Origin of the sequence: Streptomyces sp. NPDC001137 (assembly GCF_040298885.1) — a bacterium.
Classification (GTDB): Bacteria; Actinomycetota; Actinomycetes; order Streptomycetales; family Streptomycetaceae; genus Streptomyces.
Genome location: NZ_JBEPBA010000033.1, coordinates 1 through 13,188 on the forward strand (window position 1 = coordinate 1; position 13,188 = coordinate 13,188).

At 71.8% G+C, this 13,188-nt stretch carries 7 protein-coding genes and 2 pseudogenes; 5 read left to right on the forward strand and 4 right to left on the reverse strand.

Annotated elements, in window-relative coordinates; genetic code table 11:
* Nucleotides 1-105: 105 nt before the first annotated feature.
* Nucleotides 106-2,163, reverse strand: coding sequence for a DUF1996 domain-containing protein (locus tag ABT254_RS41230; RefSeq protein ID WP_351482522.1), 2,058 nt, complete (start codon nucleotides 2,161-2,163; stop codon nucleotides 106-108).
* Nucleotides 2,164-2,334: 171 nt separating this feature from the next.
* Between ABT254_RS41230 and ABT254_RS41235 the strand changes: the two genes are divergently transcribed.
* The gene (locus tag ABT254_RS41235; RefSeq protein ID WP_351482524.1) at nucleotides 2,335-3,189 is read left to right on the forward strand and encodes a class I SAM-dependent methyltransferase; all 855 of its coding nucleotides are present in this window, start codon (nucleotides 2,335-2,337) and stop codon (nucleotides 3,187-3,189) included.
* Nucleotides 3,190-3,363: 174 nt separating this feature from the next.
* Here ABT254_RS41235 and ABT254_RS41240 read toward each other — a convergent pair.
* Nucleotides 3,364-3,759, reverse strand: a pseudogene (locus tag ABT254_RS41240) (cytochrome P450); the annotation flags it as partial.
* A gap of 113 nt (nucleotides 3,760-3,872) precedes the next feature.
* On the reverse strand, nucleotides 3,873-4,652 hold the full coding sequence (locus ABT254_RS41245; RefSeq protein ID WP_351482526.1) for a maleylpyruvate isomerase family mycothiol-dependent enzyme: 780 nt from the start codon (nucleotides 4,650-4,652) through the stop codon (nucleotides 3,873-3,875).
* A 47-nt stretch (nucleotides 4,653-4,699) separates the two neighbouring features.
* Here ABT254_RS41245 and ABT254_RS41250 point away from each other — a divergent pair.
* Together ABT254_RS41250 and ABT254_RS41255 are read left to right on the forward strand one after the other, a co-directional pair.
* Nucleotides 4,700-4,909, forward strand: a pseudogene (locus tag ABT254_RS41250) (ThuA domain-containing protein); the annotation flags it as partial.
* Between the two features lie 116 nt (nucleotides 4,910-5,025).
* The gene (locus ABT254_RS41255; RefSeq protein ID WP_351482527.1) at nucleotides 5,026-6,756 is read left to right on the forward strand and encodes a dolichyl-phosphate-mannose--protein mannosyltransferase; all 1,731 of its coding nucleotides are present in this window, start codon (nucleotides 5,026-5,028) and stop codon (nucleotides 6,754-6,756) included.
* A gap of 24 nt (nucleotides 6,757-6,780) precedes the next feature.
* Here ABT254_RS41255 and ABT254_RS41260 read toward each other — a convergent pair whose 3' ends face one another.
* The gene (locus tag ABT254_RS41260; RefSeq protein ID WP_351482528.1) at nucleotides 6,781-7,413 is read right to left on the reverse strand and encodes a GNAT family N-acetyltransferase; all 633 of its coding nucleotides are present in this window, start codon (nucleotides 7,411-7,413) and stop codon (nucleotides 6,781-6,783) included.
* A 217-nt stretch (nucleotides 7,414-7,630) separates the two neighbouring features.
* Between ABT254_RS41260 and ABT254_RS41265 the strand changes: the two genes are divergently transcribed.
* Nucleotides 7,631-10,168 carry a PP2C family protein-serine/threonine phosphatase gene (locus ABT254_RS41265; RefSeq protein ID WP_351482530.1) on the forward strand — a complete coding sequence of 846 codons (2,538 nt, stop codon included), beginning with the start codon at nucleotides 7,631-7,633 and terminating at the stop codon, nucleotides 10,166-10,168.
* Nucleotides 10,169-10,271: 103 nt separating this feature from the next.
* Nucleotides 10,272-13,076 carry a SpoIIE family protein phosphatase gene (locus ABT254_RS41270; RefSeq protein ID WP_351482532.1) on the forward strand — a complete coding sequence of 935 codons (2,805 nt, stop codon included), beginning with the start codon at nucleotides 10,272-10,274 and terminating at the stop codon, nucleotides 13,074-13,076.
* Nucleotides 13,077-13,188: the final 112 nt, after the last annotated feature.

Genomic DNA, 13,188 nt, shown 5'->3' on the forward strand with positions numbered 1-13,188 from the left:
GGTAGTGTTTTTCAGCTGGTTGACCTTCCTATGGGTGGGGCGGGGGCCGCCGCCGGTCCGGCGGCGGCCCCTGCCGCTCGTGCTGCTGCGCAGCGCCCCCAGACGTCAGCGCAGGTAATTGCGCCGGGTACGGGTCAGCAGGAACAGCCCTGCGAGGAGCAGGACGGTACCGGCCGTGGCGGGCCACAAGGTCGTACCGGTCTCGGCCAGCGCGCCGCTCTGAGCCGCCTGCGGCTCGGTCAGGTTGCCGACCGCGCCGCCGTTCCCACCTGTGCCCTGGGGCTGGGCGGAGGTGTCGCCGGCGTTGGTGCCGCCGTTCGCCGGGGCGGCCGCGGCGCTGTGGGAGGCCTTGGACGTCGCGTAGACCCGCGGTTCCGACGTGCTGGAGATGGTGGGCTTGTCGTCGTTCGCGGGCTGCCCGGTCTCCGCGGCGGTGGTCGTGGGCTGCGCGTTCTGGCCGTCGGATCCGCTGCCGGAGTTCCCCTTGCCGGACCCGTCGCCCGAGTTGCCGTTGTCGTCGCCGGCGGGCGGCGTGGTCGGGTCGTCGGTGGGCTGGGCGGTCGGCTGCTGGGTGGGCTGGTCGGTGGCCGTGGGCTGTTCGGTGGGCTGCTCGCTCGGCTGGTCCGTCGGCTTCTCGGTCGGCTGCTGGGTCGCTCCGCCGCCGGAGCCCGGGTCCTCGCCGGTGCCCGCGCCGCACTCACGGCCGTCGTTGATGCAGGACACGACCTCCTTCATGAGGCCCTCGTCGAAGACGTTGATGAAGTCGCCGTGGTCGGTGACCGGCTTGTGCAGCTGCTCAGGGAAGGAGTCCACCGCGAACAGCGGGGTCGTACGGCCGCCGTCCTGAAGGCTCGGCGCCTTCACGTCGTAGACGATGCGCTGCACCAGTTGCGGGATGGCTTTGAAGCCGTTCTGGCAGTTGCCGGAGGCGTCGGCGAAGGCCACGTGGGTGCGGTGGTTGGCGCTGTCGATGTTGCGTCCGTCCCAGCAGCTCTGGAACCGGAAGGTGCGCACCACGTCGCTGCCCTGCGGGCACAGCGGGTACTTGTCCTTGAGCTGCCGGTCCTCGAAACCGGTGCAGCTCCAGGAGGCGTTGGCGTTGGCCGGTCCGTTCACGAACGCTTTCGCGTCACCGGTGATGATGCGCAGCAGACGGGGCATCTCCGTGACCTGGCTGCGCGGGCTGCCGATGAACGTCATCGTGACCTGCTTGGGCGTCACGATCTGGCCGGCGTTGCCCTCGATGCCGCCGCCGGGCGAGTTCGCGTCCTTGTCCTGGCTGCCGTTCTGCAGCCGCAGCACCGGCCAGTAGTACGTGGACTTGTCGCCCGGGTTCTCGCAGCTGGTCTGGGCGTTCGCGAGGTCGTCGTCGCTGGCGAAGGCATTGTTGGACTGGTTGCCCACGTAGTCGTGGAAGTGGTGGGCGCCATTGGTGACGCCCGGGGCGACGATCACGTTGTCGGAGTTGCGCAGGCCGTTCTCGTTCACACCGCAGCTGGTGGTGAAGGTGCCCTTGGAGACGAAGGACTTGAGGTCCGGCGCCGGGGCGTTGGGCTGCACCGTGTTGATGTCCTGGTAGTCCCCGACGACCGGCCCGTTGCCGGCCTGGCCTCCGTTGCCGGCCTGTTGACCGCCGCCGTTCTGCTGGTCGCCCTGTCCCTGCTGCTGGCCGCCTTCCGAACCCTGGCCGCCGTTCTGGTCGTTCCAGGTGCGCATCGAACAGTCCGCCATGGAGCCGAGCCCGTCGGGACGCCCGCCGGCCTGGTCCATGGCGTTGCCGATGCGGTCGAGGGACTCGCTGCGCTGCTCCTTGAGCGGCTTCATGACCTGTTCGTCGGTGTAGCCGCTGTCCTGGCGCTGTTCCGGCGTCGCGGCCTGCAACCGCTGGTATGCCTCCGCTATCTGCTGGTCCATCGAGGCGAGTTCCTTGTCGACGTCGCCCCGCGCCTGGTCCGGCACCTGCGTCAAATTGCTGCCGACATCAGGGCAGTCGATCGTGCCTGCGGCGGCACTGCGCGTCTGCGCGTCCGTGCCCGAACCGCCCTCCGTCGCGGAGGCGTAGACATTGGCCGCCACCAGCCCGCCTCCGCCCAGCATCAGCGCGAATGCCGCAAAGGTTGCGCGGCGCGGGCCTGTTGGGCGTCTGCGCGTGTTGCGTCCCACGAGAGTTCTCCTACGGATCACGGCGGTCGGGCATGGAAATCCCTCGCCACATACGGACGGCGGAACCGGCGTGTTCAAGCACCCCACAGATTCATACGAACCTCTCAGAAAGCGCGTGCCCCCACATCCCCACACGTGGCACAAACCAGGACAGCACGGCACAGTGGAAGCGTGGCCGGACAGGACTTCGAGGTGTGGACCGCCGGGGACGCGTACGAGCGGTACATGGGGCGGTGGAGCCGTCTGGTGGCCGACGAGTTCGTGGCCTGGCTGGCGTGTGCGCCCGGGGCTCGCTGGCTGGACGTGGGCTGCGGTTCGGGAGCATTGACGTCGACCGTGGCGCGCCGGTGCGGGCCCCGGACGCTGCTCGGGGTGGAACGGTCCGCCGGCTTCGTGGCCGAGGCGCGGGCGCACGGGTCCCCTCCCGCGCTCTTCGCCCGGGCCGACGCACAGGCCCTTCCCGTGGGCGAGGCCGCGGTGGACGTGGTCGTCAGCGGGCTGGTCCTCAACTTCCTCCCCGAGCCCGGTGCAGCGGTCGCCGAAGCCGCGCGCGTGGTGGCGCCCGGCGGGCTGGTCGCCGCGTATGTGTGGGACTACGCCGAAGGCATGGGGTTTCTACGGCACTTCTGGGACGCCGTGACCGTCGTCGACCCGACGTCGGCGGCCGAGTTGGACGAGGGCCGCCGTTTCCCGCTGTGCCGCCCGGCCCCACTGCGGCGGCTGTGGAGCGAGGCGGCGCTGGTCGAGGTGGAGGTCGTGCCCCTCGAAGTCGCCACCCGCTTCGCCGACTTCGCCGACCTGTGGGATCCGTTCCTGTCTGGGCAGGGCCCCGCCCCCGGTTACGTCGCCTCGCTCGCTCCGGCCGCCGAGGAGCAACTGCGGGAAACGCTGCGGGAGCGAGTGCCGACTCGTCCGGACGGCTCGATCGCGCTCCGGGCACGCGCCTGGGGCGTGCGGGGCCGCAAGGCAGGGGCCGCCGGCCGGCGGTCGGCCCGCGATGCCGCTGTTCGCCGCGCGGCTCAGTGACCGGCACGCCGTGGCGCCGCATGTCCCCGATGACAGGGTGCGGCCACGGCGGCGGACCGGCGACGCGTGAACCGTGCGTTCCGGCGCAGGAAAGGGGAGGGCCTGTCCGCGGTGGTCCGTCGTCTCAGCCGGCTTCCCGGGCCGTGCGGTGGCCGGGCCGACGGGGCGGACGATCTGACCCGGCGCCGGCTCCAGCCGCACCCGGCGCAGAATCGTGGCCGGGCTCGTGGTGAGCTCGGTCATCGCGAACCTGTCCCCCAGGCACTTGTGCTTGCCCGCGCCGAAGGGGAGGAAGCCGCCCGGCGGGGGCTTCTGCTTGTCGTCCAGCCACCGGTCCGGATCGACCTTCAGCGGTTCCGGGTAGTACTCCGGGTCACGGTGCAGGGCGTGCCGGCAGTACGCGAGCTCGGTGTCGGCGGGCAGGGTCCACTCGCCGAGCCGGGTCTCGGTGAGCGTGCGCCGGGTCACGATCCACCCCATGTGATGCGGGCTCAGGACCTCCGTGATGACCCGGTTCAGATACGGCAGGCCGGTGAGGTCGTCGAAGGTGATGGGCCGGTCGCCGCGCACCTCGGCCTCATGCTGCCTTCAAGGTGACCAATTCGCCTTCATGTCTGCCCAGCCGCGCACCTGGGGCAATCCGACGTGCCGCATTTCCTCCGCCACGCCCTGGCTGCCCCTTCTCATGCTTCCAGCCAGAACCCGGTGCGCTTCAGCCACAGTTCGAGCAGTTCCTCGTCACCTCCGGTGGTCACGGCCGGTGAGGGGCGGCGGTAGAGGAACAGGAGCAGGTCCGTCACGGGCCCCTTCGCGGTCGCTGCGGCCGCCGCGCGCCCGCTGTGCCACACGGGCCGGTCGCCGCCGAGGTCGACGTGCCACTGCCCGGCCCCGGTGGCCTCGAACTGGAGCGTACGGCCGGGGCCGAGCAGGCCGGGTGCTCCCGCCCGGGGCTCGTACGCCTCGGGGACCGTCGCGAACTCCATCCACTCCTGCACCGCGTCCACGGCCAGATCTTCGTCGAGCGTGAATGCGGCACCGGTCGCCAGCGCGGCATCGGCGCGGTGCACGAGGGTCTCGTGCGTCATCCTCCTGGCCCAGAAGAACGAGGTGTTCCGCTCGTGGGCCGGCGTCCACACCCGCGCATCGGGGCCGGCATCGCGCAGGGTGGCACCGAGTTGCGCGGCCCCCTCGGCGAGCCAGCCGTCCAGTGCGCCGTCGTCCAGCTGGGCGTATGCGGCCGGGTCGTCGACGGGGTCGCCGGGAACGGGTTCGACGGCTCGCGTCCGGACCACCTCCTCCGCCCAGCGGTGATCCCCACCCACGTGCCGCAGCAGCCGACCGAGATCCCAGCCGGGACAAGTGGAGACCGGGGTACTGGTGTCGGCTCCTTTGATGTGTGCTCTGAGCAGCTCGGTCTGGGTGACGATTTCGCGACAGAAACGATCGAAGGTCAGCGAAGTCATCCGCTCATGATGGGCGAACCGGCGCCTGTGCCGCACTCGGATTCCGCGAGAGCTGGTACAGCGGCTACTACCCGATCCTGTGGACGAACACCAAGTACCGGATGCTGTGCGGCAACTTCGGCCACAACGCGACGAACTACGACACCAACACCACCCTGTCGTCGACGTTCGCGAGCGAGACACAGAACCGCCTCCTGCTCGACGGACTGAAGTGGCTGGGCGGTACCGCGAGTTCGCACCTGCGCGCGCACTCCTGAGTCGATGCGCGAAGGGCCCCGACCGCCGCGCCGGTGCGGTCGGGGCCCCGCACCACGCCGCACCGCACCCCCGGGCGCCTAACCCCAACCGCACTGGCGTTCCCTACGATGATCCGGTGACGAGTGACACCCCCACACGGTCCGACGTCGACGAAGACGCCCGCACCACCGCTGTCCCCGAGGCGACCCCCTGGGCCCAGCGGCTGCGGCGGTTCGGGTACGCGGCAGCCCCCCGGACCGACACCCGGACCCGGCTGGTGCCGCCCTTCCCCGAACCGGCCACGAGAGTCTGGGAGTTGGCGGGCCTCGGCCCTCGGACAGCCCGCCGTCTCGCGCACTCCATGCACTGGCTGGGACCGGTTCTCGTCGCCGTGCTGGCGGGCGCACTCCGGTTCTGGCAGCTGGGCCGGCCACGGGCCGTCGTCTTCGACGAGACGTACTACGCCAAGGACGCCTGGGCGATGCTGCGGCTCGGCTACGAGGGCAGCTGGCCGGACCGCAAGATCGCCGACCCGCAGATCCTGGCGCACCCCCAGGTGATCCCGCTCTCCGACACGGGCAGCTTCGTCGCGCACCCGCCGATGGGCAAGTGGGTGATCGCCCTCGGCGAGGGGATGTTCGGACTCGACCCGTTCGGCTGGCGGTTCATGACGGCGGCGCTGGGCACCCTGTCCGTGCTCATGCTGTGCCGAATAGGGCGCCGGCTGTTCCGTTCGACGCTGCTCGGCTGTCTCGCCGGTGCGCTGCTGGCGGTGGACGGCCTGCACCTCGTGATGAGCCGCACCGCCCTGCTCGACCTGATCGTGATGTTCTTCGCGCTGGCGGCGTTCGGCTGCCTGCTGGTCGACCGGGACAAGGCGCGGGCCCGCCTGGCCGCGGCCCTGCCCGTCGGCGACGACGGCTTCGCGCGTCCCGATGCGTACACCGGCGAACAGGTCGGCATGGGCCTGCGTCCCTGGCGGCTCGCGGCCGGCGTCCTCCTGGGGCTGGCCGCCGCGAGCAAGTGGAACGGCCTCTACTTCCTCGTCTTCTTCACGGCCCTGACTCTCCTGTGGGACGTCGGCGCCCGCCGCGTGGCCGGGGCGGGCCACCCCTACCGGGCGGTGCTGCGCAAGGACCTCGGCTTGTCGATGGTCTCCCTGGTGCCGGTCGCCGTGGTGACGTATCTGGCGACCTGGACCGGATGGTTCCTGTCCGACGACGGTTACAACCGGCACTGGGCGGACGGCCGCGGCGGCACCTGGTCCTGGATACCGGCTCCGCTGCGCAGCCTGTGGCACTACGAACACGCCGTGTACGAGTTCAACATCGGCCTCCACGCCCCGCACCGCTACCAGTCCAATCCGTGGAGCTGGCTGGTCCAGGGGCGTCCCGTGGCGTTCTACTACCAGTCGCCCAAGGCCGGGCAGCAGGGCTGTCACGCCGCGACCGGCTGCTCGCAGGAGATCCTGGGCCTGGGCACTCCGCTGCTGTGGTGGGCGGCCTGCGGCGCGCTGCTCTATCTGCTGTTCCGGTGGGCGCTGCGCCGCGACTGGCGTGCGGGCGCGGTCCTGTGCGCGGTCGGCGCCGGATACCTTCCGTGGTTCGACTACCAGGACCGTACGGTCTTCTCCTTCTACGCCGTCGTGTTCGTGCCCTACCTGTGCCTGGCCGTCGCCATGATGGTCGGCGCCCTGCTGGGGCCGTCGGGGGCCGACGAGCGGCGCCGGCTGGTCGGCGCGGTGGGCGCGGGCGTGCTGGTGCTGCTCATCGCTTGGAACTTCATCTACTTCTATCCGCTGTACACGGGCACGACGATCCCGTACGGCGACTGGCGGGCCCGGATGTGGCTGGACACCTGGATCTGAAGCCGTGGCTGACGTGCCCGGTCGTCAGAGGGTGTCCAACTCACCTGTCGAGCGGCCGAGATACGTGACCGGTCCCGGGTCCGGCACGTCGATCCGGTGGAAGCCCAGGCGGTCGTAGAAGGCTCTGGCCGGGGTGTTTGCCGTGACCATGGAGAGGTGTACGGCGGCGACGTCCCGGTCGTGCAGGGCCCGCAGGAAGGTCCGCATCAGCTCGCGGCCATGACCACGGCCCTGCCATGCGGGGAGCAGGTCGATGTGCAGATGGGCGGGGTAGGCGGCGACCTCGGGGACGATCATCCGTTCCGGGTGGTGCAGCAGGGGGATCATGTGGTCGTCCGGGGTCCTCGGCGGTCCGGAGGGCTGCGGGTGACGGTCGGCGACCTGCGGCAGCCACTTCGTGCGGAAGGCCTCGACGAAGCGGGGCGTGTCCGCGGTGCCGAGGATGTAGCCGACCGCCCGGCCGTGCCCGTCGTCCAGGACGAAGGCCGACTCCGGCTCCAGCACGACATAGGGCGCCGCGAAGATCGCCGGGAAGATGGCGGGGTCCGCGTAGACGGGGCGGCTGTCCTGGCCGTTGTGCGCGGTGCGGATGCAGATGTCGTCGAGGGCTTCGCGGTCCTCGCAGCGGTAGGGGCGGATGGCGGGCGTCGCAGTCACCGCAGCATCCTGCACGCTTGGGAGCGCTCCCACAAGGTCCTGTACGGCTCCGCGTCTCTCTCACAGGCGGCGGGGAAGCGGAAGGCCGTCGTGCATGCGGCACCCGGGAGCCATGATTCGTCTGCGAAGACTGGGACCGACCAGGTGCGCCAGACGCCGGTCGTGGCGCATTCTTGCTGTGTCGCCCGCTGGACGGCGTACGGACGAGGTAGGGCCGATGACTCGCGCGCAGTACGCACACCGGACGCCCGGGCAGCTGGCCGCACTGCTGATCGACGCCTCGACGGAGGCGATCGGCGCGGCCGGCGGGCACTCGGGAGCGGTCTATCTGCGCTCCGGCACGCCCGGACTGCTGCGGCTGGCGGTGCTCACGGGGCTGCCCGGCCCGCTGTTCCGGCCCTGGTGGCGGCTGCATGCGGACCGCCCGTTCCCGGTGGCCGACGCCTACCGGCTGGGCGTGCAGGTGGTCCTGCCGAACGCTGCGGAGACGATGCGCCGCTATCCCCAGTTCGCGGCCGGGCTGCCGTTCCAGTTCGGGTCGATGCACGTACCGATCGGCTGCGGATCGACGACCTTCGGTGTGCTGAGCGTGCTGCGGCCCTCCACCACGGACGCCACCGAGCTGCTCCACCACCGCGACCGCATGGTGCGGCTGGCCGAGGACCTGGGCACGGCCCTGCGGCGGCTGGAGGACGGCGGCAGGTCGTCGGTCGCCTGGGACGGGGAGCCCGTGTGCGTACGGCCGCCCGGCGCGCGCCCGCCCGCGGGTCGTGCCGGGGGTTTCGCCTGGGACCCGGTGACGGACGTCGTGACCGTGGACGAGCGTCTGCCCGCCCTGCTGGGGGTGTCGATCGACGCGTTCGCCACCTCCGTGGAGGCGCTGGTGGAGGCCGTGGCGCCGGCCGAGACCCAGCGCGTGCTGGCCGCGCTGCGGGAGACGGCGGCGGGAAGACCGCCGCCCCTGCCGCTGTATGTGCGGGCCGAGGACGGCGCACTGCGCCTGGTGGAGCTGTGGAGCCCGTACGCGGCCCCCGCCCCGCCCGGCACGCCGTCCGGCGCGCATCCGGTCCGTGGTTTCATCGTCGATCCCGGTCCCGGTGCGGCGGCCGACGCCGCCGCCGATCTGCTGCCCGACGGCGTGCTCTGCCTGGACCGGCTGGGGCTGGTCCTCTACGCCAACCCGCGCGCCGGACAGCTGCTGCACTCCTCCCGGACGCAGCTGCTGAGCCGTCCCCTGTGGGAGGCCGTTCCGTGGCTGAACAACCAGCCCGCCTTCGAGGACCATCTGCGCAGTGCGCTGCTCGCCCCTGAGCCGGTGCGCTTCCATGTCGCGCGGCCCGCCACGGACGGCGCGCAGGACGAGGACCCATCGTACGAGGGCGCCTGGCTCGACGTCTGTGTATACCCCGGACCGGACGTGCTGACCTGCACCTTCCGCCCGGCGAACCGCGTGGCGGACGCGGCCGCCGACCTCACCCGGGACCCGGCCGACGCCACCTCGGCCAGGGTCCCGTCGATGGCTCCGCTGTACCGCCCCATCGTGCTCGCCATCGCGCTGACGGAGGCGGTCACCGCACGGCAGGTGGCCGCCGTGGTCATGCGGGAACTGCTGCCCGCGTTCGGCGGCCGCCGCCTCGCCATCTATCTGCTCCAGGACCGGCACCTGTACCTGGCCTGGGAGAACGGCTTCCCCAAAGGGTTCCTCACCCCCTTCGAGGGCGTGAGCCTGGACGCCCATCTGCCCGGGGTCGAGACGCTGACCAGCGGCCGGCCGATCTTCTTCGACTCGATGGAGCAGCTGGCCGCCGCCTATCCGGGCATTCCGCTGGACGCGGACGAGGGGGCCCGCGCCTTCCTGCCGCTGATCGCCTCCGGGCGTCCGGTGGGCTCCTGCATCCTGGGCTTCGACGGTTCACGCAGCTTCAGCACCGAGGAGCGCACGGCGCTCACCGCGCTCGCCGGTCTGATCGCCCACGCCATGGAGAAGGCCAAGCGCTACGAGAGCGAGGCGGCGCTCGCCCGCGGACTGCAGCAGGCCCTGCTCCCCCGCCGGCTCTCGGCCCACCCGCAGGTGGAGACCACCGGCCGCTATCTGCCGGGCACACAGGGCATGGAGGTGGGCGGCGACTGGTACGACGTCGTCGAGGCGGGCGACGGTCTGGCGCTGGTCATCGGCGATGTGCAGGGGCACGGCGTGCAGGCAGCCGCCACCATGGGGCAACTGCGCAGCGCGGTCAGGGCGTTCGCGCTCGGTGACCGGCCGCCCGACGAGGTGATGAGCGGCACCAACCATCTGCTGATCGACCTGGATCCCGGACAGTTCGCGAGCTGCTGCTACATCCGGCTGGACCCGGCCTCGGGCCTCGCGCGGGCGGCCCGCGCCGGACATCCGCCGCCGCTGCTGCGTCACCCGGACGGCCACACCGAGGTGCTTGACCTGCCCGGCGGCGTGGTGCTCGGGGTGGATCCGCACGCCCAGTACCCCGTCGCCGAGCTGTGCATCGAGCCCGGCGCCGTCCTCGCGCTGTACACGGACGGCCTGGTCGAGCGGCCCGGCGTCGACATCGACGAGGGCATCACCGCTCTGCGGGTGGCCCTGGCGAAGGTCGGCGCGCCTGCCGTCCGTCGGGGCCGGCGTCCGCTCGCCGGGGTCGCCGACCGCCTCACCGCGACGGCCAGACACTCCGCGGACCGTCCCGACGACATCGCGCTGCTTCTCGCCACGCGCCGTGCGGTGCACGGGAACCAGCAGTGACACGGCCTCACGCCCGTGCCATCGGCACTCGGACCGGGACGATCTCCGTCACTCGGAGTGACGCCTCTCGCCTCACGCGGCCCGGCAGTGTAGACATGGGCACATGGTCCGACTTCCGGACCGTTCCGGGACCCGGTCGCACCGCCGTCCCGGCGGTCCCCGTGCCCGCCGCGCGACCGATCGCGCCCACGCAGCGCACGGGCGGCACTCGACGCGGACGACGGGCAGCGCGCCCGCCCGGCGGACAGGGCACACGGGCGATACGGAACCGGGCCGCATCACGGCGTTGCGCTCCGCGCTGACCCAGCGCAGCATCGCCCGGCAGGTGTTCGTCCTGCAGGTGGTGATCGTGCTGCTGCTGGTGGTCGCCGCGGTGGGGGCGCTCTATTTGCAGGTCCGGCACGACAGCACACAGGAGGCCCGCAATCGGTCGGTCGCCGTCGCCCAGGCGTTCGCCAATGCGCCGGGCACCCGTGAGGCGCTCGACAGCCCGCACCCCACGGCGATTCTGCAGCCGCGGGCGGAGGCCGCCCGCAAGGCTACCGGCGTCGACTTCATCGTCGTCATGAACACCGACGGCATTCGCTACACGCACCCCAAACCGAACCGCATCGGCAAGAAGTTCGTGGGGACGATCGAGCCCGCCCTGGCCGGCGGAACGGTGGTCGAGGAGATCAACGGGACGATCGGGCGGCTGGTGCAGGCGGTCGTGCCGATCAAGGATCCCGACGGCAAGGTGGTGGGCCTGGTCTCGGCGGGCATCACGACCGCGACCGTGGGCGGCACCGCCGACCGGCAGCTGCCCCTCGTGCTGTTCGCCGCGGCCGGGGGGCTCGCCCTGGCCACGGGCGGCACCGCGCTGGTGAGCAGACGGCTGCTGCGCCAGACGCACGGCCTGGGCCCGCACGAGATGACCCGCATGTACGAGCACCACGACGCGGTGCTGCACGCCGTGCGCGAGGGCGTGCTCATCGTCAGCGGTGAGGGACGGCTGCTGCTCGCCAACGACGAGGCGCACCGACTGCTCGACCTGCCCGCGGACGCCGAGGGCAGGCACGTCCTCGACCTGGGCCTCGCCCCGGACACGGCCGAGTTGCTGGCTTCCGGGCGCGTCGCCACCGACGAGGTGCACCTGGTCAAGGACCGGCTCCTCGCGGTCAACCAGCGGCCCACGGACGTCCAGGGCGGCCCGCCGGGCAGCGTCGCCACGCTGCGCGACTCGACCGAGCTGCGCGCCCTGTCCGGCCGGGCGGAGACGGCGCGGGAACGGCTCAACATGCTGTACGACGCCGGGGTGGGCATCGGCACCAGTCTGGATGTCGCCCGCACCGCGGAGGAGTTGGCGGAGCTCGCCGTGCCGCGGTTCGCCGATTTCGCCACGGTCGACCTGTTCGACGCGGTGCTGGGCGGGGGCCAGCCGGAGGCGGCGACCGCCCTGCGCCGTACCGCGTCGAGCGGGATCCGCGAGGACGCCCCGCTGTACAAGGTGGGCCGGCAGATCAAGTTCGTCGACTCCTCACCGCATGGCCGCAGCCTGCACTCGGGGCAGGCCGTGCTGGAGCCGGACCTCGGCGCGGCGCCGGGCTGGCACGCGCAGGATCTGGAGCGCACCGCGCAGGTCGTCGAGTACGGCATCCACTCGCTGATCACCGTGCCGCTGCGGGCCGGGTCGCTGCTGCTCGGGGTGGTCAGCTTCTGGCGCTCCGAGAAGCCCGAGCCCTTCGACGCGGACGAACTGGCCCTCGCCGAGGAGCTGGTGGCCCGCGCCGCGGTCTCCATCGACAACGCCCGCCGCTACACGCGCGAGCACAGCATGGCCGTGACTTTGCAGCGCAGTCTGCTGCCCCGCCGCCTGCCCGAGCAGAGTGCCCTGGACATCGCCTACCGGTATCTGCCCGCTCAGGCCGGAGTCGGCGGGGACTGGTTCGACGTACTGCCGCTGTCGGGTGCCCGTGTCGCGCTGGTGGTCGGCGACGTCGTCGGGCACGGGCTGCACGCCGCGGCCACGATGGGGCGGCTGCGCACGGCGGTCCACAACTTCTCCGCCCTGGACCTGCCGCCGGACGAACTCCTGGCGCTGCTGGACGAGTTGGTCGGCCGTATCGACCAGGACGAGACGGCGGACGGCGGCAGCGCCCCGGTCACCGGCGCCACCTGCCTGTACGCGATCTACGACCCGGTGTCGCGGACGTGCACCATCGCCCGCGCCGGGCATCCGCCGCCGGCCCTCATCCGGCCCGACGGCGAGGTGGAGTTCCCCGACGTGCCCGCCGGTCCCCCGCTCGGCCTCGGCGGACTGCCGTTCGAGACGGCCGACCTCGTGCTGGAGGAGGGCAGCCGTCTCGTCCTGTACACGGACGGACTGGTCGAGGACCGGGAGCGGGACATCGACGAGGGGCTCGCACTGCTGCGCGGCGCGCTGGAGCGCGCGGGCGAGTCGCCGGAGGACACCTGCCGGGTGGTGCTCGAATCACAGCTGCCGGCCCGGCCGAGCGACGACGTCGCCCTGATCGTGGCCCGTACCCGCGGACTCGACGCCGACCGGATCGCCGAGTGGCAGGTGCGCAACGACCCGGCGGCCGTCGGGGAGGTACGTGCCTCCGTCAGCCGCAGACTCACCGAGTGGGGGCTCGACGAGCTGACGTTCACCACGGAGCTGATCCTGAGCGAGCTGGTGACCAACGCGATCCGCTACGGCGCCGATCCCATCCATGTGCGCGTGCTGTACGACCGCACCCTGATCTGCGAGGTCTTCGACAGCAGCAGCACATCGCCGCACCTTCGGTATGCGGCGATGACGGACGAGGGTGGCCGTGGGCTGTTCCTGGTGGCGCAGCTGGCCGATCGCTGGGGCACCCGGTACACCCCCGAGGGCAAGGTCATCTGGGCGGAACAGCCGCTGCCCTGACTCACCCCCTTTTGGTCCGTACCTGCTTCGTACGTCTCTACGAACTTCTTCCGCGACGGGTGTGCGTCACCCTCCTCCTCTGATAGGAAACCTTCCTATCAGTGTCGAACGC